General features: G+C 47.2%; 16 protein-coding genes and 2 pseudogenes. 10 read left to right on the top strand and 8 right to left on the bottom strand.

The window, feature by feature from the left end; genetic code table 11:
- Positions 1–225 precede the first annotated feature (225 nt).
- From KXJ80_RS00950 to KXJ80_RS00940, 3 genes are read right to left on the bottom strand one after another with little or no spacing between them, the layout of a single operon-like run.
- Complete coding sequence (locus tag KXJ80_RS00950) at positions 226–1,641, bottom strand: efflux transporter outer membrane subunit (RefSeq protein WP_170919401.1); 1,416 nt, start codon at positions 1,639–1,641, stop codon at positions 226–228.
- Complete coding sequence (locus KXJ80_RS00945) at positions 1,641–4,778, bottom strand: multidrug efflux RND transporter permease subunit (RefSeq protein WP_069455556.1); 3,138 nt, start codon at positions 4,776–4,778, stop codon at positions 1,641–1,643. Before KXJ80_RS00945 ends, KXJ80_RS00950 begins: the two co-directional genes overlap by 1 nt.
- A 28-nt stretch (positions 4,779–4,806) precedes the next feature.
- The gene (locus KXJ80_RS00940) at positions 4,807–5,946 is read right to left on the bottom strand and encodes an efflux RND transporter periplasmic adaptor subunit (protein WP_224021292.1); all 1,140 of its coding nucleotides are present in this window, start codon (positions 5,944–5,946) and stop codon (positions 4,807–4,809) included.
- A 136-nt stretch (positions 5,947–6,082) separates the two neighbouring features.
- On the opposite strand from KXJ80_RS00940, the gene KXJ80_RS00935 reads away from it, so the two are divergent.
- Positions 6,083–6,625: a TetR/AcrR family transcriptional regulator gene (locus KXJ80_RS00935; protein ID WP_259474348.1), complete on the top strand. Its 543-nt coding sequence runs from the start codon at positions 6,083–6,085 to the stop codon at positions 6,623–6,625.
- A gap of 120 nt (positions 6,626–6,745) precedes the next feature.
- On the opposite strand, the pseudogene KXJ80_RS00930 reads toward KXJ80_RS00935, so the two are convergent.
- Positions 6,746–6,874: pseudogene (locus KXJ80_RS00930) on the bottom strand (AI-2E family transporter); the annotation flags it as partial.
- 105 nt (positions 6,875–6,979) lie between these two features.
- On the opposite strand from KXJ80_RS00930, the gene KXJ80_RS00925 reads away from it, so the two are divergent.
- The 3 genes and pseudogenes from KXJ80_RS00925 (at position 6,980) to KXJ80_RS00915 (ending at position 9,010) form a co-directional block, all read left to right on the top strand.
- The gene (locus tag KXJ80_RS00925; RefSeq protein ID WP_002001451.1) at positions 6,980–8,164 is read left to right on the top strand and encodes an IS4-like element ISEc29 family transposase; all 1,185 of its coding nucleotides are present in this window, start codon (positions 6,980–6,982) and stop codon (positions 8,162–8,164) included.
- 33 nt (positions 8,165–8,197) lie between these two features.
- Positions 8,198–8,401 (top strand): annotated as a pseudogene (locus KXJ80_RS00920) (hypothetical protein); the annotation flags it as partial.
- A gap of 66 nt (positions 8,402–8,467) precedes the next feature.
- A complete protein-coding gene (locus tag KXJ80_RS00915) occupies positions 8,468–9,010 on the top strand; it encodes a plasmid replication DNA-binding protein (RefSeq protein WP_004896925.1) in 543 nt (180 codons plus the stop codon).
- A gap of 358 nt (positions 9,011–9,368) precedes the next feature.
- Here KXJ80_RS00915 and KXJ80_RS00910 read toward each other — a convergent pair whose 3' ends face one another.
- The 3 genes from KXJ80_RS00910 to KXJ80_RS00900 form a co-directional block, all read right to left on the bottom strand.
- On the bottom strand, positions 9,369–10,253 hold the full coding sequence (locus KXJ80_RS00910; RefSeq protein ID WP_000155092.1) for an Mph(E) family macrolide 2'-phosphotransferase: 885 nt from the start codon (positions 10,251–10,253) through the stop codon (positions 9,369–9,371).
- Positions 10,254–10,308: 55 nt separating this feature from the next.
- On the bottom strand, positions 10,309–11,784 hold the full coding sequence (gene msr(E) / locus KXJ80_RS00905) for an ABC-F type ribosomal protection protein Msr(E) (protein ID WP_000052512.1): 1,476 nt from the start codon (positions 11,782–11,784) through the stop codon (positions 10,309–10,311).
- A 449-nt stretch (positions 11,785–12,233) separates the two neighbouring features.
- Positions 12,234–12,938 carry an IS6-like element IS26 family transposase gene (locus KXJ80_RS00900; protein WP_001067855.1) on the bottom strand — a complete coding sequence of 235 codons (705 nt, stop codon included), beginning with the start codon at positions 12,936–12,938 and terminating at the stop codon, positions 12,234–12,236.
- A 232-nt stretch (positions 12,939–13,170) separates the two neighbouring features.
- On the opposite strand from KXJ80_RS00900, the gene aac(3)-IId reads away from it, so the two are divergent.
- Both aac(3)-IId and KXJ80_RS00890 read left to right on the top strand, forming a co-directional pair.
- Positions 13,171–14,031 carry an aminoglycoside N-acetyltransferase AAC(3)-IId gene (gene aac(3)-IId, locus KXJ80_RS00895; RefSeq protein WP_000557454.1) on the top strand — a complete coding sequence of 287 codons (861 nt, stop codon included), beginning with the start codon at positions 13,171–13,173 and terminating at the stop codon, positions 14,029–14,031.
- A 12-nt stretch (positions 14,032–14,043) separates the two neighbouring features.
- Positions 14,044–14,586, top strand: a complete 543-nt coding sequence (locus KXJ80_RS00890; RefSeq protein ID WP_000587837.1) for an AAA family ATPase — start codon at positions 14,044–14,046, stop codon at positions 14,584–14,586.
- Positions 14,587–15,067: 481 nt separating this feature from the next.
- Here KXJ80_RS00890 and KXJ80_RS00885 read toward each other — a convergent pair whose 3' ends face one another.
- Positions 15,068–15,259 carry a hypothetical protein gene (locus KXJ80_RS00885; RefSeq protein WP_000951934.1) on the bottom strand — a complete coding sequence of 64 codons (192 nt, stop codon included), beginning with the start codon at positions 15,257–15,259 and terminating at the stop codon, positions 15,068–15,070.
- Between the two features lie 23 nt (positions 15,260–15,282).
- Between KXJ80_RS00885 and KXJ80_RS00880 the strand changes: the two genes are divergently transcribed.
- The 4 genes from KXJ80_RS00880 (at position 15,283) to KXJ80_RS00865 (ending at position 19,863) form a co-directional block, all read left to right on the top strand.
- Entirely contained in the window at positions 15,283–15,510 is a 228-nt protein-coding gene (locus KXJ80_RS00880; protein WP_000248278.1) for a hypothetical protein, read from the top strand.
- Positions 15,511–15,560: 50 nt separating this feature from the next.
- Positions 15,561–16,697 (top strand): protein NO VEIN domain-containing protein, encoded by a 1,137-nt coding sequence (locus tag KXJ80_RS00875; protein WP_000080861.1) that lies wholly within the window; start codon positions 15,561–15,563, stop codon positions 16,695–16,697.
- Between the two features lie 114 nt (positions 16,698–16,811).
- Complete coding sequence (locus KXJ80_RS00870; protein WP_000971921.1) at positions 16,812–18,182, top strand: IS1182-like element ISCfr1 family transposase; 1,371 nt, start codon at positions 16,812–16,814, stop codon at positions 18,180–18,182.
- Positions 18,183–19,002: 820 nt separating this feature from the next.
- Positions 19,003–19,863: a broad-spectrum class A beta-lactamase TEM-1 gene (locus KXJ80_RS00865; protein ID WP_000027057.1), complete on the top strand. Its 861-nt coding sequence runs from the start codon at positions 19,003–19,005 to the stop codon at positions 19,861–19,863.
- Positions 19,864–20,377: the final 514 nt, after the last annotated feature.

Raw genomic sequence — 20,377 nt, 5'->3', positions numbered from 1 at the left:
TTATAAAAACAACATGTTAAATTAGGATTTGTGAAAAAAAATCAGGATCCCGTTACCACCTCTTGTTGTTTAACACTCAGAGCTTGCTGTGCCAACCGTAGCTCTGCCTGCAGCCGCTGCAGCTCTTGCTCACGTTGAGTTTGTACTGATATTCTGCAAACAAAAAAACAGCTCACTGTAATAGCGAGCTGTTTTACTTTACTGAGTATTTTATTGAGCCAGTAATTAATGCGTTTTGGTATACCAGTTACCGCCAAGTGCTCGAAATAAATCGACAAGTGCGAGTTGATGCTGTGTACTTACCGTGATCAGATTTTGTTGGGCACTAAAATGCTGACGCTGTGCATCCAAATAACGCAGATTGCTATCAACACCCGCACGATAACGCGCTTCGGCTAATTGCAATGTTTTATTGGCTGAACTCGCCAGTTCCGCTTGAGCGTTTTCTTCCCGTTGCAATGAACTACTTGCTACTAAAGCATCGGCAACTTCGCGAAAAGCACTTTGGATTTGGTACTCGTACTCTGCTATTGCGATATCTTTTCTGACCTCGGCCAGTGTTAAGTTAGCTCGGTTGCGGCCACCAGTAAAAATAGGTAATGAAATTTGTGGCATAAAAGCCCACGCCTTTGAACCACTTTCAAATAAACCCGACATTTCATTACTTGCTGTACCAAAATTGCCTGTTAATGAAATTCTCGGGAAAAAAGCAGCGCGTGCGGCACCAATATCGGCATGCCGCGCTTTTAAACGATGCTCACTGGCCAAAATATCTGGCCTATGAGCAATTAAAAGCGATGGCGTGCCAGCCGCAATACGCTGCACAATGCGTTTTTCATTAGGCTGTGCCAATAATGTACTTTGCAACAGCGTTGTAGTATTGGATGTGCCTAGCAATAACACTAAGGCGTTCTGTGCCTGTTGATGTGCCCGATTAGCTTGTTCCAAGGCAATATTTGCTTGTTGTAATAAGCTATAAGCCTCTTGATAATCCAGCGCTGATGCGTCACCTAAACTACGTCTTTGCGTCACCAATTCTAACGATTTTGCGCGCGTTTCACTGGTGCTATTAGCCAAAACGGCCTGTTGTTGGGTACTTTCGTAGGTTAAAAATGCTTGAATAACCTCAGCGATAAGCGCAATTTGCGTAGCCCGACTCCCCGCCTCTGTTGCCAAATATTGCTCTAATGCCGCATCTGAGAGGTTTTTTACCCGAGCAAACAAATCTAGTTCATACTCCGGCAAACTCAGCCCAACCTGGTAGTTGCTGCTAACGCCTGCTACACCAGTTGGAGATAAACTGGCTGGTGTTTGCTGCCGATTACCGCTACCAGTAGCTTGCAGCTGTGGTAATCGATCAGATTGCACAATACGGTATTGTGCTCTGGCGCTTTCTATATCCAACAACGTTTGGCGAAATGAGCGGTTGTTCGTCAAGGCCGTTTGCACTAATTCTCGTAGTGCTGCGTCGGTAACAAAGGCTTCCCAGCCGTGTACTTCTGCTTGCTCGGTTACAGCGGTATCAGCACTTTGCCATGCACTCGCAACTGGCGCCTGTGGCTTTTGATAGTCAGGTGCCAATGAACAACCAGCCAGCGCAACAGATAATGCGATTAACGATGGGACTTTATAAAGCATCATTATTGCGCCTCCTTATTAGGTTGAGTGGTTTGCTCGGCTTTTTTGGCGTTAAATAGACCAAGCACTGCAACAAAGAAAATTGGTGCAAAAATAACACCCAGGACTGTAGCACTAAGCATACCGCCAATAACCCCTGTTCCAAGCGCCTGCTGACTTGCTGCACCCGCACCAGATGCTAACGCCAGTGGTACTACGCCTAAAATAAATGCCGCAGAAGTCATGACGATGGGTCTGAAACGTAATTTTGCAGCTTCAATAGCGGCTTCGCGTAACGAGTAACCTTGTGCCAATAGATCTTTGGCAAACTCCACGATTAAGATAGCGTTTTTAGCTGAAAGCCCGATAATCGTGATTAAACCAACCTTAAAGTACACATCATTGGCCATATTGGCGACAAGTACGGCAAGCACTGCACCTAATGCACCGATTGGGACAATCAACATAACTGATAACGGGATAGACCAACTTTCGTACAAGGCAACCAATAATAAAAACACAACTAAAATAGAGAGTGCTAATAATTTAGGTGCTTGGCCGCTGGCAAACTTTTCCTGATAAGACAGTGCCGTCCACTCATAACCTATTCCTTCAGGCAGCGTACTGATTATTTGCTCCATTGCCGCCATAGCATCACCAGAGCTGACGCCAGGTGCTGCATCGCCACCAATTTTAAAGGCTGGATAGCCGTTATAACGTGACAATTGCACTGGGCCTTTGCTCCACTGTGTTGTGGCAAAAGCGCTAAAAGGTACTTGTTCACCCTGATCATTACTAACATAAAGCTCTAGTACGCTTTCAGCTGTGGCACGGCTATTGGCTTCAGCTTGCACGATAACACGTTGCTGTCTGCCGGTGTTTGAGTAGTCGCCTACCACCATTGAGCCAAATGATGTAGAAAGCGCATTACTAATGGCATCAAAACGCACACCGAGTGCACTGGCTTTTTCACGATCGATATGTAAACTTAGTTGCGGTGCGTCCGCCAAACCTTCCATATAGGCATAGGCAAATGCTGGATTTTGAAATACGGCCCCTAATAATTGATCTCTGGCTGCAATAAGTGCTTCGCGCCCTACACCGCCGCGATCTTGTAAGCGTAATGAAAAACCGCCGGAATTACCTAAACCTTCAATAGGAGGTGGTGACACAGCCATCACTGCACCATCGTTATGGCCATAGAAATGTGCATTAACGGCTTGCACTTCATCGGCGGCGGATTGCCCTTTACCACGCTCAGACCAATCCGTTAAGGTTGGAAATGCTAATGCCGCATTTTCGCCCATACCAGAAAAGCTAAAGCCCATCACTAAAAACGTTGATGCAACACTTTCTCGTTCGGCTAGAAAATTTTCCAGTTCTGCGCTAACAGCATCGGTTCTACCACGGCTGGCACCTGCGGGTAATTGAATATCAACGATCATAAAACCTTGATCTTCTTCAGGTACAAAAGACTCGGGTAAACGCAGGTATACAAATGCCAGTAATGCCAAGATAGCGGTATAAACCAGCATATAACGGCCGGTTTTACTGACTGTGTTGGTCGTTAAATTAACATAACGGCCGGTTAAACGATTAAAGCCACGATTAAAAGCACCAAAAAAGCCCTTTTTCTCATGATGTCCGGCGGGAATTGGCTTTAGCAAAGTGGCACATAGTGCAGGAGTAAAGGTTAATGCTAAAAAGCCAGAAAATAAAATAGATACCGCTAAAGACAATGAAAACTGCTGATAAATAACACCAACAGAACCGGACATAAAGGCCAGCGGTAAAAATACCGCGGTAAGTACCATCGTAATACCGACAATAGCACCCGATACTTGCTGCATTGCCTTTATGGTTGCCGCTAACGGCGCTAAGCCTTCTTCTGCCATAATACGTTCGACGTTTTCTACCACCACGATAGCATCGTCAACCAAAATACCGATGGCGAGCACCATACCAAACATCGTCATCATATTGACCGAAAAACCTAACCAATACATAAATACCATAGTACCCATCAAGCACACCGGCACAACGATAGAAGGGATGAGTGTGTAACGCACGTTTTGTAAAAACAAATACATGACAATAAACACCAAGATCATGGCTTCAATTAATGTTTGAATAACTTTATTGATCGCCACATCAACAAAACGCGATGTATCGTAAGGTACTGAGTATTCGACATTATCTGGAAACGATACCGACAACTCTTGCAGACGATCTTTAACCGCTTTAGCCGTTGCAATAGCATTAGCACCAGGCGATAACTGAATTGCTGTACCCACAGTAGGTTTACCATCTTGGCGTGACATAAAGCCATACTCTTGATTGCCTACTTCAATTCTGGCTACATCAGACAGTTTAACAGTGGCACCATTGGCCGTAGAGCGTAACAGGATATTGCCAAACTCTTCTGGATTTTCCATCATGCCTTTTACTTGTAAGGTGATGGCCAATTCCTGATCTTTTAGCGATGGACTACTACCAAAGCTACCTGCAGCAATCTGAATATTTTGCGCACTGATGGCATTATTAACATCCGAAATAGATAAGTCGTACGCCAGTAGTTTTTGCGGGTCAACCCAAATTCGCATGGCGGCTTCAGAGGCAAAAAACTGGATTTTACCCACGCCAGGTACACGCAAAATTTCATTATTAACATTACGCACTGCATAGTCAGCAAGTTGCACAATGTCGGCACCTGGCGCATTACCGTCGGTATAACTCAATGAATAAATCATTAAGAAGCCAGAACTGGCTTGTTCAACCTGTACGCCAAGATCCAGCACTACTTGTGGTAAGCGCGATTCAGCTTTTTTCAGGCGATTTTGTACATCAACCTGGGCTAAATCTGGGTCCGTACCGGGCTCAAAGGTAACCGTGATTTCGGCGATGCCGTTGGCATTACTTGATGATTCAAAATACAGTAAGTTTTTGGCACCATTAAGTTCTTGTTCGATAATACTGGTAACAGAGTCCGTTAATACCTGTGCCGAAGCACCAGGGTATGTTGCGTAAATAGTAACTTGCGGTGGCGCCACCGTTGGGTATTGTGAAACAGGTAAATTTGGCAAAGCCAGTAATCCACCTAACGTGATAAACAAGGCTACTACCCAAGCAAAATTGGGCCGCCTAATAAAAAATTGAGACATGGTGTATCCTCTGCTGCTAAAGCATCAATTACTGGGCCGCTGCGGTATCCACTACCGCACTACCAGGCGTTAAGGCTGATATACCACCGGTAATCACTTTATCGCCGGCGTTTAATCCTTGCGTAACCTGCCAGTTTTTTCCTTGCATAATGCCAAGCTCAACAGCCACTTGTTGTACCGTATTATTAGCATCGACCACCCAGACACTACTTTTGCCGCTGGCATCAAACTGCACGGCGCGTTGCGGGATTAAGATGGCATCCGCTATCTGAGCTTGTGGTGCTTTTACTCTTACGTACATACCCGGTAACAGCATATTCTCAGTATTATCAAACTCACCGCGCAAGGTGATCTGTCCGGTGCTGCGTTCAACGGCAATATCGCTAAAAAGCAAATCGCCTTTTGCTTCATAACGCGTACCTTCGATGGTTGCGGTTAGTTTTTTATCTTGGCTATCAGCAAGTTGGCCGCTTTTCAGCAATTGCTGTAATTCCAGTGCTTTTGCCACCGGCTGGGTAAAATCGACATACACTGGGTTAAGTTGTTGTATGGTAGTTAGCAATGTTGCTTCGCCCTGCCCAACTAACGCGCCTTCGGTTGTTAATGCCCGGCCAATTCGCCCAGAAATTGGAGCGGTTACCGTGGCATAACTTAAATCTAGTTTGGCACTAACAACACTTGCTCTTGCCGAACTAACAGCAGCTTGCGCTGTACGAAGCTCTGCCAAGGCAGTATCTAAATCTTGCTGGCTAATCGCTTCTATTTTGGCAAGCGGTTCATAACGTGTTACTTTTGCTCGTGCATTTACCAACTCTGCATCCGCTTTTGCTTGTTCGCCTTCGGCCCGTGTTAAGGCCGCTTTTAACGGTGCTGGATCAATTTGAAATAATACATCGCCCGCAGCGACATCCGCACCTTCTGTAAAATGCCGCTGTAAGATAATACCGGCAACACGTGCGCGCACTTGTGCAACTCGCATCGGCTCTACCCGGCCTGGCAGATCACTAATCAGCACTAACTTTTCAGCCCTAACGCTAAGTGTGGTTACCGGAAGTGCCCCTGCCTCTTGTGGTACCGCTGGTGTTGAGTCGGAGCATCCCACAAGTGACAAAGCACTGGACAAAAGCACAACAGCGGTAATGTTGCGGCGAGTAAACGGCTTATTCATGATTCACCTTACAAGTTAAAGTACAAAACGCGGCTATGATACACTCTAAAATCAAATGAGACAATATTGTCTCATTTGACACTTTGATGAATTAAGCGCAAACTATCGCAATAGAATTACTAATTGTGGGGTTATCATGCAACTAGACGATAACTTATTAAGAAAGCTAGCAAAGGCCATGGTAGAGCAACCACGCGCAACGGTTAAAGATTTAGCGGAAGCCATTGGTGTGAGTCGTTCCACCTTACATCGTACCTTTGGTTCAAGAGAATCGATAGTTGAGAAAATTAACGAGTACGGCACAGCAGTACTTAATCATATCGCTGATACCATTTCAGCTAAGAGTGTCGAACCTACAGATGCCTCGTTATCATCACTTATCAATATGCATCTTGAACATCGGGAAGTATTGATTTATCAAATGTTTAATTACACACCCGAAGTTTGTACAGTAGAAAATACCCTATGGGCACATTATAGTAATGCGGTTGATCGCTACTTTTTAGCGGGGCAACAAGTGGGCTTGTTTCGTATTGATATTAATGCTGCCGCACTAACAGAATATTTTGTGTCTTTGATTTATACCACTGCAGATGCTGAGCGACGCGGCCGTTTGGCTAATGCCGAATCAGTTAAGTTACTTACGCGATTTTTTTTACATGGCGCCAAAGGAAACTAGGAGCTGTTTATCTTTTGTGATGAACCGTAACAGTGGAGATATTCGTAATATAACGTTTGAATATCTCCACTGTATACCGATATGGGCAGGGCGAAGCGCTAAAGTACAACAATCTTATTGTTAGCTATTGTCTTGGCGTTCCAGAAAATCTTTAAACTCAATAGTATAAAGCCGTAACAGCACCATGGTTAACGCAAAAATAATTGGCCCATAAATCAAACCAATTAAACCAAAGAGTTGCAAACCACCTGAGGTATCCCCAGAAATTCTGTAGTTAAAATAAAATGTTAGTTGATTGGGGAACATTCATGGCGGTTCCTGATCTGATCATTCGCCAAAACTCCCACACCGCGGATGCTCACCATGAATGTAAAAGCTATGCTCGCTGATTTCCTCACCTTTGTCACGCCAAAATCAATGCATAAAGCCCGATTTTCGGTTTTGCTAGATGCGGTAACCGCCCTGGCAAAGGATGCGTGTTGCACCGTTACTGCGATTGGCCGGGCGATGCCTGGCTCTTCAGATAAGGTCAGTATCAAACGGGCAGATCGTCTACTCAATAATCCTAACCTGCAACGAGAGCTGCCATTGATTTATGCTGCGCTGACGGCTTCTATTGTTGGCCATAAAACTAAGCCGATGATTTTGGTTGACTGGAGCAATGCCGATACTGCCAAGCGACACTTTATCCTGCGTGCCAGCATTGCCGCTGACGGTAGAGCGTTGACTCTGCTACAGAAGATTGCCGCCGCAGAAGATTATACCTGCCCACACCTACACGGGGCGTTTTTAAAGCAGCTTAAAGCCATGCTACCCAAGGACTGTAAGCCCGTAATTGTCACTGACGCGGGGTTTAAAGTTCCATGGCTGAAACAAGTGCGTAAGCTGGGATGGCATTATGTAGCTAGAGTTCGAGGCAATGTGAAGCTTAAATTGGCAGAGCAGGACAAGTTTATCAGTGTTAATCAGCTTTATCGGCAAGCGAAGAAGGATCCAAAAAGTGTAGGAAAAATCATGCTTGCCCAAACACAACACTATGAAACGCAGGCCGTCCTGGTTGGCAAAGGTTATAAGCTATTGAAACGCGATAAAAATAAGACGTATAAGGAACCATGGTTGTTGGTGTCATCCTTAGCTGACTGCCATGGGTATGCGGATAAAATTGCTAAGTGCTACAGTAGCCGAATGCAAATTGAAGAAAGCTTCCGTGATCAGAAAAGTCACCGCTATGGCCTGGGTAGCGATTTGCATGGTACCAAGAAGAAATCTCGCTTAGAGATACTGCTACTACTGGCCGCATTGGTTAATTGGTTTCATTACCTGCTAGGTAGCGCAGCGGAGAAAGCGGGTTTGCACCTGCGTTATCAAGCTAACACCGTTAAAAATAGGCGGGTATTGGCCCTGAATTTCCTTGGGATATTACTTTGCAAAGAACCCAAACAGCGAATACGCAGGCAATATTATCAGCAGGGACTTAAACAAATACTACAGTGGGTGGTTCAGTGGGACTGGGCAGTAATCAAACAGGCTGATAGCTGATTGTATGAATGGAAATTTTGTGGGGATCCCTCAGATACATTAGACCTCTTTTCAAAAATAACAGATAAACAACGCCATCTATTCGCCAACAAGCTCTCAGAGCTTCCTGAGATGAGTAAATATTCACAAGGCACAGAAAGCTATCAGCAGTTTGCTGTACGTATAGCTGCCATGCTGCAAGATGCAGAGAAATTTAAGGAATTACTTCCTTTACTCAGAAAATTAGGATTTCAATGACATTGTTAATTGAAATTGTTAAGTTAACAGTCAGGTATTAACACAAGTTGAAAACTGGTTTACATAATGAAAAAACTGTCAGTTTCAGAGTTAGCTAAGCTTTATGGATATTCAAGACAAGCCATATATGCACATATAAACAAAGGAAATTTATCTAAAGGATCTGATGGATTAATTGACTTTTCAGAGGCCCTAAGAGTTTTTGGGGAACCACAAAAAAAAGAGGATACAGTCAATCAAAGTCAATCAATTAACAGTCAAAACTTGACAGAAGTTGACTTACTAAAACGTCAAGTTGACATACTGGAAAAACAATTAAATCAGGCAATACAGAGAGAAAATCAATCTTTAGAACGTGAATCGTTTTATCAAGAACAGATTGAAGCTATGCAGCGCTTACTAGAAGCACCAAAAGCCAATATGACTACCTTTACCGATCAGAGCTTTAAACAGGATATAGCAACGGATCCTCGGTCGGAACTAGCAACGAACTATGACGAATTGACTACTCCTCAGCAAGACAATAAGCGTATTCCTATCCCGGAGCATGTTGAACCAGAACAGAAGAAGAGAGGCTTCCTAAGCCGCTTTTTCCTTCCATATGGTTAGCCAAGACTCCAGTTTTTTGAAGAGCCAATTTCAGTGCAAGCACTTGAAATAATGACTCCTCAAAAAACCGGATGATGTTTATTAAAACTGAATAAAACCGTGGAACATCGCTCAATTAGTGATCGTGGAACATGAATAATCAATAAAAAGCCGTTCTGGTGCCCTATACTCCAGAACGGCTTACGTTAATATAATGATATTTAAAGAGAAATATCAAGCATTTCGTATAAGAAATTTTATGTTAAATGATTGTTAGAAATACCCCTTGATCGAGGCATTTTCTATAAAGAATACTAAAAACTAATTAAAGCCAACCAAGTTTCAAAACAAGGCAGTTCTCAGCAATCATATTTTTAAATTATATAACTCCCAACTGAGCTTTTGCTCCAACGATAAGGCTTTCATTTTGAGTTTCTAAGGCAAATAAACCATACATCAAAGGAGAGGCCGCTGCTCTTTCTAAAGTCTGTTCATATAGTTTATTCCAAACTTTACCCCCTAGTTTTTCATACTCGATGATTAGAGTTTTGAGGCTTTCTTCTCCAAACAAAGTTACATGCCCAGCAAAATCAATCGCTGGGTCATCTATATGGGCTGTTGACCAATCAATAACGCCTGAAACAGCTCCATCCTTTGAAGCTAGTACATGCCCAGCATATAAATCGCCATGTATAAATTGGGTGAAATCTGCCCATAGAACATCATTATCCAACCATTTTCTGTAGCGGGTTTCCAATTGCTCACTTATACCAATTTCAGATTTTACTAACTGCAAATTGTTTGCTATTTCAGGTCTTAAATCTGAAGGTTTCATAATTTTCAAATCATTTTCCCGAACTTCTTTTTCAGGAATACTATGGATTTCAAATAAGGTTTTTGCCAAAGATGTTATGTATTTCGGGCTATCTTTGTCCATATTCCAAATTATTTCATAGGTTTCAGCATCCAAATTTAAAACAGGATTATCTTTAAGTATGGGATAAGCCACTAATTCTGTAGATGAAATTCTCCAATCAGGAACCTCTACAGAAAGATGTTTTTTTACCAATTCTAAAATGCGTTTTTCTTTCTTGATTTGTTCCCTCATGCCATCACGACGAGGAATACGCAGCAACCATTGTTGCCCCTTTGTATCAAGAGCAAAAACGACCTTAAAATCAATGCCCATTTCATTGAAATTCATTTTGTCCGTAAGCAACAAGCCGTGTGCTTCAGCAAGTGATTGAATATCTTGAATTGTCATTTTTAATTTCCTTTAAAGAGTTCAATAATTAATGTTCGGATTAGATTGGCTATCATTAACAATCTCTCTCAAAAGTCTTGATGATTTTGTGGTCTTTGATCTCGTAGATAATGTCAGCAATATTATCGACCAATTGCTTGTCATGAGATACGAAGATAATAGTTCCTGCATAGGACTTCATCATTGTTTCTAATGCGGCAATACTTTTTAGGTCAAGATAGTTTCCTGGTTCATCCATAAGCAAAATATTATATTTTCCTAAAAGCATTTTGGATAAAAGCAGTTTGATGATTTCACCTCCCGATAAGTCGGATAAGTTTTTTTGAATATCATTCGCTCCGATCCCCATTGAAGCCAATACTGCACGAATTTCCGCAACTGTGTACTCGCACTCTTCCTGCATAAAGGAGAGCACAGATTTATGCGTGTTAAATTTATATCCTGTTTGTGTAAAGTAGCCAATTTCAGCTTTTGGAGATATGGTTAATCCATCAGCACGTTCTGATATCATTTTTAACAAGGACGTTTTCCCTGTTCCATTCGATCCAGTTATAGCGACTTTAGCGCCAAGCGGTATTATAAAGTTAGCGTCATCAAAGATAGTACGGCTACCAAATTTTAAGCTCAGACCATCTGCCGTAATCGGGAACTTATTGTGCAGTTCTAGGGCTGAACTTTGACGAAAACGAATAGAACGCAAATGCTCTGGTGCTTGAATATCTTCTAATGCAGCCAAACGCTTTTCCATACTCTTAGCTGCCTGATACAGTTTTCTTTGCTTGGTGCCAGTCATTTTTGCATGCCCAAGTCGTCCAGCACTTTCGGTAGAGTTTTTGGATTTTTCTCCTTTTTTCTTATTGTCTAATCGATTAGCTTGCTGGCGTTTTTCTTGCACAGCAGATTCTAATCGCTCCCGTTCCTTCATCATCAGCTCATATTCTACGGCTTGGTGTTGTCGCTCTTCTTCTTTTTGACGCAAGTAATCCGAGTAACCACCCCAATATTCCGTAATTTTACCGTCTTTTAACTCCCATATCTTGTCTACAACCATATCAAGAAAATATCGGTCATGACTGATAACAAGTAATGCTCCATCAAATGCTTTAAGTTGACCAATAAGTAGATCTATTCCATTGAGATCAAGGTGGCTGGTTGGTTCATCCGCTAGAATGCCATGTACTTGTTGGGAAAATGCGGCAGCAATTTTTGCACGAGTTTCCTCTCCGCCACTCATTGTGTCGTTTTGTACATTGGAAACACCAAGGCGAGATAACATTGCCCGGTCTTCGACCGTTTCTATTTCGATTCCGCCCAGTTGGCTGATATGTGCAAAATCACCAAAACGCTGTAATGTCGCTTCGGCTAAAACAATTTCGCCATTAAGTACTTTGAGTAAACTACTCTTTCCTGCTCCGTTATCACCCACAAGACCAATACGGTCATAAGAGTGAATTTCCAATTCATCAATATCCAAAACATCACGCCCAGCATAATCCAAGCGTATGTTTCTCGCTTTAATAATTAAACTCATTTTTATTTACTCCTGTTTAGCTCTTGAAATTTTTTATGCAGCAAACAGGATTTAGGTGAAAAGAAAAGCTAGCATCACAGTGTCCTCCCAAAAAAAAAGCTATTCATCCACAGGGTGGACAAATAGCTAGTCAATTAAGTTATAACTGGAAACTATGCACTAAAAGCATACTTATAAATTAAGCATACTTTTACTTTATATATCCGCATATATTCTTAAAGACACAACAAAAGCCCACCATTATAAAATAGTGTCACTATGCAAATAGTTGTGTCTTAACGAATGCGGATAGAATGCATAAACTTACCTAAAAAATAAAATTCAGTTTTATGATAACTTTACTGTTAAAAGAAGTCTAGACAACCTTGTTTTATGCTTGGATATAAGGCTTATTTTAGGCACTGTTGCAAAGTTAGCGATGAGGCAGCCTTTTGTCTTATTCAAAGGCCTTACATTTCAAAAACTCTGCTTACCAGGCGCATTTCGCCCAGGGGATCACCATAATAAAATGCTGAGGCCTGGCCTTTGCGTAGTGCACGCATCACCTCAATACCTTTGATGGTGGCGTAAGCCGTCTTCATGGATTTAAATCCCAGCGTGGCGCCGATTATCCGTTTCAGTTTGCCATGATCGCATTCAATCACGTTGTTCCGGTACTTAATCTGTCGGTGTTCAACGTCAGACGGGCACCGGCCTTCGCGTTTGAGCAGAGCAAGCGCGCGACCATAGGCGGGCGCTTTATCCGTGTTGATGAATCGCGGGATCTGCCACTTCTTCACGTTGTTGAGGATTTTACCCAGAAACCGGTATGCAGCTTTGCTGTTACGACGGGAGGAGAGATAAAAATCGACAGTGCGGCCCCGGCTGTCGACGGCCCGGTACAGATACGCCCAGCGGCCATTGACCTTCACGTAGGTTTCATCCATGTGCCACGGGCAAAGATCGGAAGGGTTACGCCAGTACCAGCGCAGCCGTTTTTCCATTTCAGGCGCATAACGCTGAACCCAGCGGTAAATCGTGGAGTGATCGACATTCACTCCGCGTTCAGCCAGCATCTCCTGCAGCTCACGGTAACTGATGCCGTATTTGCAGTACCAGCGTACGGCCCACAGAATGATGTCACGCTGAAAATGCCGGCCTTTGAATGGGTTCATGTGCAGCTCCATCAGCAAAAGGGGATGATAAGTTTATCACCACCGACTATTTGCAACAGTGCCGTTTACTCATATATACTTTAGATTGATTTAAAACTTCATTTTTAATTTAAAAGGATCTAGGTGAAGATCCTTTTTGATAATCTCATGACCAAAATCCCTTAACGTGAGTTTTCGTTCCACTGAGCGTCAGACCCCGTATAGTGTTTTGCAGTTTAGAGGAGATATCGCGATGCATACGCGGAAGGCAATAACGGAGGCGCTTCAAAAACTCGGAGTCCAAACCGGTGACCTCTTGATGGTGCATGCCTCACTTAAAGCGATTGGTCCGGTCGAAGGAGGAGCGGAGACGGTCGTTGCCGCGTTACGCTCCGCGGTTGGGCCGACTGGCACTGTGATGGGATACGCGTCGTGGGACCGATCACCCTACGAGGAGACTCTGAATGGCGCTCGGCTGGATGACGAAGCCCGCCGTACCTGGCTGCCGTTCGATCCCGCAACAGCCGGGACTTACCGTGGGTTCGGCCTGCTGAATCAATTTCTGGTTCAAGCCCCCGGCGCGCGGCGCAGCGCGCACCCCGATGCATCGATGGTCGCGGTTGGTCCGCTGGCTGAAACGCTGACGGAGCCTCACGAACTCGGTCACGCCTTGGGGGAAGGATCGCCCGTCGAGCGGTTCGTTCGCCTTGGCGGGAAGGCCCTGCTGTTGGGTGCGCCGCTAAACTCCGTTACCGCATTGCACTACGCCGAGGCGGTTGCCGATATCCCCAACAAACGGTGGGTGACGTATGAGATGCCGATGCTTGGAAGAGACGGTGAAGTCGCCTGGAAAACGGCATCGGATTACGATTCAAACGGCATTCTCGATTGCTTTGCTATCGAAGGAAAGCCGGATGCGGTTGAAACTATAGCAAATGCTTACGTGAAGCTCGGTCGCCATCGAGAAGGTGTCGTGGGCTTTGCTCAGTGCTACCTGTTCGACGCGCAGGACATCGTGACGTTCGGCGTCACCTATCTTGAGAAGCATTTCGGAACCACTCCGATCGTGCCTCCGCACGAGGCCGTCGAGCGCTCTTGCGAGCCTTCAGGTTAGAGGCCGTCGACAATGATAATCTGGATCAACGGACCTTTCGGCGCCGGAAAGACGACGCTCGCTAAGCGGCTGCGCGATCGGCGTTCCAAATCGCTGATCTTTGACCCCGAGGAAATCGGGTTCGTGGTGAAAGAAACGGTCCCCATGCCAGCGAGCGGAGACTATCAGGATCTCCCCTTGTGGAGGGGACTTACGATCGCGGCGGTCAGGGAGATTCGAAGGAATTACTCGCAGGACATCATCATCCCAATGACGCTCGTGCACCCGGACTATCTGACTGAGATACTCGACGGGGTAAGGCGGATCGACGATCAGCTGCTGCACATCTTTCTGACGCTCAACGAGGACCTATTGCGTCACCGGATCGCGAACCAGACCATGCATCCTGACCCGAATCGAAATGCGGAGATTCGAGAGTGGCGATTAGCGAATGTCGCCCGATGCTTGGCCGCAAGGGAACGGCTTCCATGCACAACCCGTGTTCTCGATAGTGGTGCACACACCAGCGATGAACTCGCAGCGATGGTGCTCGACGGAATCGATGGGCGCACCTGATCGCCTTCGACGCCTGCGCAAAGCGTAGCGCGAGGGTGGCGGGCTCACGACCAAACGCCCAGAGGTCGATCATCGCAGGGATGTTTGGCTTTGTGGTGCGGACGACGGGACTCGAACCCGTACTCTCACAGAGAAGCAGATTTTCGTACCACCTCGACTTTCGCCGCCGTCTGATGACGTTCGTGGTCTGGACTGTCCCTTCGCCATTGCCCGAAGGCTTTAGGCGCCGCCCGTCCAGTCTCTACACCTTCCCCCGAAGGGGCTTGGCTCGGGATTGGCTTAGGGTATTGCCCGTTAGCGTTCCCCGACTTTGAGCGGTTCTACTCCGCGGATTTCCCCGCGGGCACTCCAATTTTAAAGTCTGCTGCGTCTACCGATTTCGCCACGTCCGCCTTTTTTCGCCGTTCCTAGCGCTCGTGCGATGCACCTATGTTGCACCTAGCGCCGAATCGTTCTTCGTCATCCTGAAAAACCACGTCTCCTAAAGCCTTGCATAGCTTATCTTTTCTCCACCACGAACTTTTTTGTGGGATGGTAGAAAAAAAGACTTTTTAAGTCCGCTGGCTTGCCAGGCCTTGTTAGCTTGTACGGTCATGGTTATCGGGTAAAGAATATTGACGGCATCGCTGGTGTCGGTGGCTGAAAAGCCGGCTCCCATCAGGGCAATAGCCATTTCAGATGCAGGCGTACAGGGCAATGGTCAACAGCTACAGCCTGTCTGACGATTCCGGCGTCATGGCTGCGGCGGCTATCACGCATTTTTTGTTCGGTCAGGCGGTGTTTTCGTACCTCAATGGTTGGAGCGTGTTGATCGGACCTGGTACAGGTTTGGACAGCACGGGCTGCAAATACGCAAGGGATTTAATGGGCCTGGTGGCGTTCACGGCTTTTATCGTGACGTTTCTGTTCAGGGGCTACTCATAATCTCGTGGCTCGGCGGTTCCCGGCACACCATGACAGTAAGGAAGGACCCTGTGTCTCAACTCTCCCAGCTTCGAAGCCCCGCCGCCGTGCAGGCTGCCATCGATGAGTTCGTGCAACTGGGCCGCACGAAATTCCTGGCGCGCCACGGCTACGGCAAGTCCCGCGACTTCCTGGTACGTGATCCGAAGACCGGCACCGATTGCGATTCCAAGGCCATCGCCGGTGTGGCCTTCGGCAAGCAATTTCCCGAGCAGGGCCCGCTCACTGCTGACAGCTTCTCCGGTGGCGAGACGACCGTCGTTCCGGCGCTGACGCGGCTCGGGTTTCGCATCATTCGCATCGGCGAAGACTGGTCCGAAGAAGAGGTCCTGGCCACGGTCGAAGACTATTTCGACATGCTGCGTGCCGAGGCGGCTGGGGAGCCGTACCACAAGTCCGAGCACAACCAGGCACTGCGCCAACTGCTGAACGGTCGCAGCAAGTCTTCAGTCGAGCTCAAGCACCAGAACATTAGCGCCGTACTCGATGCCCTGGGCCTGCCCTATATCAACGGCTACAAGCCACGCGGCAACAGCCAACTGCTGCTGCGTAAATCCGTACACGCCTACGTTCTGGAACATCAGCAGACGGTCGGCGCTCTTGTCGATGCCCTGGAGGAGGTAAAACTTCCGGGTGACAAAACCTACCGAGCGGCTTTGGTAGAACCACCCGCCCGTGAAGTGCTTGTGCGTACCCCGGCATCTCTACGGCAACGCCTACCGCGAAAGTTCGATTATGCCGCTCGCGATGAAGCCAACCGCAAGCTGGGCCGGGCAGGGGAGCAGTGGGTGATTGGCTACGAACAGCAACGCCTGACCGAGCTCGGCCACCCAGAGCTTTTTCAGCGGCTGGATTGGGTGTCCGACACCCAGGGAGACGGTGCGGGGTTCGACATCCTGTCGTTCGAAGAGGACGCCCATGAGCGCTTCATCGAGGTGAAAACCACCAATGGCGGGGTAGGCTCGTCTTTCTTGGTCAGCCACAACGAACTCGAATTCTCCAAGGAGGCGGGCGATCAATTCCATCTGTATCGCGTGTTCCAGTTTCGGGACGGTCCGCGCCTGTTCACGCTACCCGGCGACCTCAGCCAACATGTGCATCTCAAGCCGACGGACTACCGGGCGAGTTTCCGGAGTTTGGTGGGGTAAAGGCAGGGTTCTGTTGAGCCGAATGGCTGTGTGCGGCCGATTCTGTTGAAAAAGTAGCGGCCTCCCCATGCCGTTGGCAAAATTGCTTTGTCAGCGAGCGTGGGGGCGAACAGCATGATGGGACAGTTACCGGGAGGACAGCAGCGCCTGTTCTACTCGTTCAATCTGGAAGATCACGTCCCGGCCCAACATCTCCTGCGCAGCATCGACCAGTGCTTGGATCTCAGTGATCTACGTGCCTACCTGGCAGATTTCTATAGCCCCATCGGGCGTCCCTCGATTGACCCGGAGTTGATGGTGCGCATGCTGGTCGTCGGCTACTGCTATGGCATTCGTTCCGAGCGGCGATTGTGCGAAGAGGTGCACCTGAACCTGGCCTATCGCTGGTTCTGCCGGTTGGGTCTGGAAGACGAAGTCCCCAATCACTCGACCTTCTCGAAGAATCGCCATGGGCGTTTTCGTGACAGCGATCTATTCCGCTGGTTATTCAATGAGGTGCTGCGGCGCTGCATGGCAGCCGGCCTAGTCAAGGGTGAAGGTTTCGCCGTCGACGCCAGCATCATTAAGGCGGATGCCAGCCGGCAACGTGGGGTGGCGGGAGATGAGGTCGATTGGAACGATCCAAAGCTCAGCAGCCGCGCAGTGCGCGAGTACCTCGAAGCCCTTGATGAAGAGGCGCTGGCTGAGGCTCTTCCCAAGAAAATTTCGCTCACTGATCCTCAGTCCCGTTGGACAGCAGCGCCAGGTGGCCCGGCCTTTTTTGCCTACTCCACGAATTACCTGATCGACACTGAGCACGGTGTGATCATGGACGTGGAAGCTACCCCGGCGCACCGTACCGCCGAAGTCGATTCGACTAGGACGATGGTCGAGCGTGTCGAGGCGCAGTTCGATCTCACACCGGAACGCCTTATCGGCGATACCGCTTATGGCACCGCCCCGATGCTGGCCTGGATGGTCGAAGAAAAGGACATCGAACCGCATGTGCCGGTGTGGGACAAGACCGAGCGCAAGGACGACAGCCTCTCCAGTAACGACTTTCACTGGAGTCAGGACGCCAATGAATATCGCTGCCCAGCCGGCAAACCGCTACGCAGTGAATGGCGCGCCTTCACCCAGCAAAGGTCGCGGGTAACTAAGGCCAAAACCGTCATTTACCGCTCCAGCCAAACCGACTGCGCCACCTGCCCGTTGAAAGCGAAATGCTGCCCCAACACGCCGAATCGGAAGATCGTCCGCAGCATCCATGAGGCTGCCCGCGACGTGGCTCGACGCATCGCCAAGACACCGGAGTACCTCGTCTCTCGCTGCGAACGAAAGAAGGTGGAGATGCTTTTCGCCCACCTCAAACGGATCATGAAACTCGACCGTTTACGACTGCGTGGCCTAACGGGTGCCACTGACGAATTCACCTTGGCTGCGATGGTGCAGAACCTGCGCCGCATGGCCAAGCTTTTGCCTCAAGGGCCACCGCTGACGGGATAGGTATGCCTGCTACGAGCAGAAACCCTCAAATTAACCCTTAAACCTGAGCAAGGACGCTCAGTGAAACGCCGGAAGGCAACTTGAAGTGGCTTGCAGCCACTTCGACAGCAGGCACACCTGATCGGCAGGCTGCCGCTAAAGCTACTTTTTCAACAGAATCGGCCGATTTGTGCCGGTCGTCAAGGACCGCTTCGGATCACTCTCAACCGGATCGCGGGCCAGCTGATTTGCTAAAACCCGCGCCAAACTCAACGAAGGATTTCGCATGATCCGTTTTTTTTGGCGATCACGCTCGGCCTGATGGTTGGCTGCTCGTCGAGTTCAAGTTCGATCTGATCAGTGAGCGGTAGCGCAAGTGGATCGCCTCAGCCAAGCAGCGTTGTTGCCGGCGGCCGGAAGAAAGCCTTGAACTAGTAGCGGAAAGGATGAAACTTTATTTTTACGATTCTCAGCATTTTCCAAGGTTGAGCGAAAATTAGGATGATACTTTAATGATTCCGGCCTCCATCCCCACAAAACGCTTGCAGATGGCAGAATTGAAATAAGTCATTGTTTTAAATGGATTTTTGCAGGAATTGCTACGTTGCAGGGTCCTGTAGTTAGGATGACACTTTATTTTCCTCCCACAGGCCTCGTGATACGCCTATTTTTATAGGTTAATGTCATGATAATAATGGTTTCTTAGACGTCAGGTGGCACTTTTCGGGGAAATGTGCGCGGAACCCCTATTTGTTTATTTTTCTAAATACATTCAAATATGTATCCGCTCATGAGACAATAACCCTGGTAAATGCTTCAATAATATTGAAAAAGGAAGAGTATGAGTATTCAACATTTTCGTGTCGCCCTTATTCCCTTTTTTGCGGCATTTTGCCTTCCTGTTTTTGCTCACCCAGAAACGCTGGTGAAAGTAAAAGATGCTGAAGATCAGTTGGGTGCACGAGTGGGTTACATCGAACTGGATCTCAACAGCGGTAAGATCCTTGAGAGTTTTCGCCCCGAAGAACGTTTTCCAATGATGAGCACTTTTAAAGTTCTGCTATGTGGTGCGGTATTATCCCGTGTTGACGCCGGGCAAGAGCAACTCGGTCGCCGCATACACTATTCTCAGAATGACTTGGTTGAGTACTCACCAGTCACAGAAAAGCATCTTACGGATGGCATGACAGTAAGAGAATTATGCAGTGCTGCCATAACCATGAGTGATAACACTGCTGCCAACTTACTTCTGACAACGATCGGAGGACCGAAGGAGCTAACCGCTTTTTTGCACAACATGGGGGATCATGTAACTCGCCTTGATCGTTGGGAACCGGAGCTGAATGAAGCCATACCAAACGACGAGCGTGACACCACGATGCCTGCAGCAATGGCAACAACGTTGCGCAAACTATTAACTGGCGAACTACTTACTCTAGCTTCCCGGCAACAATTAATAGACTGGATGGAGGCGGATAAAGTTGCAGGACCACTTCTGCGCTCGGCCCTTCCGGCTGGCTGGTTTATTGCTGATAAATCTGGAGCCGGTGAGCGTGGGTCTCGCGGTATCATTGCAGCACTGGGGCCAGATGGTAAGCCCTCCCGTATCGTAGTTATCTACACGACGGGGAGTCAGGCAACTATGGATGAACGAAATAGACAGATCGCTGAGATAGGTGCCTCACTGATTAAGCATTGGTAACTGTCAGACCAAGTTTACTCATATATACTTTAGATTGATTTAAAACTTCATTTTTAATTTAAAAGGATCTAGGTGAAGATCCTTTTTGATAATCTCATGACCAAAATCCCTTAACGTGAGTTTTCGTTCCACTGAGCGTCAGACCCCTTATCTGAACATAAAACACTATCAATAAGTTGGAGTCATTACCCCCCGGACGAGTGGGAATCCATGGTAGGGATTTTTACCGAAATGGAAGAACACTATTAGGGGGCACCTCAGAAAACGGAATCTATGGTCACTCCCGTTTTTGCAACACCGATTTTGACGACAAGTTGGCTTGCTTGAATCTATCCGGCGTCTGAATGGGATTTTATTCCCGCGCCTTGATGAGTTCCGCGCCTGATGAACCTCCAGAAAATATACGGCTTCAATGAGCCTTTCCGTTTTACAGGTTCCTCAACAGGCCGGTGGGCCGTTAGTATCATCAATATCAGTATTCGCAAAACCAGATCAGTAATTCTTTAAACCGGTG

This window comes from Shewanella xiamenensis (assembly GCF_024971755.1).
GTDB classification, from domain to species: domain Bacteria; phylum Pseudomonadota; class Gammaproteobacteria; order Enterobacterales; family Shewanellaceae; genus Shewanella; species Shewanella xiamenensis.
This window is presented reverse-complemented; position numbering and strand designations above follow the sequence as displayed.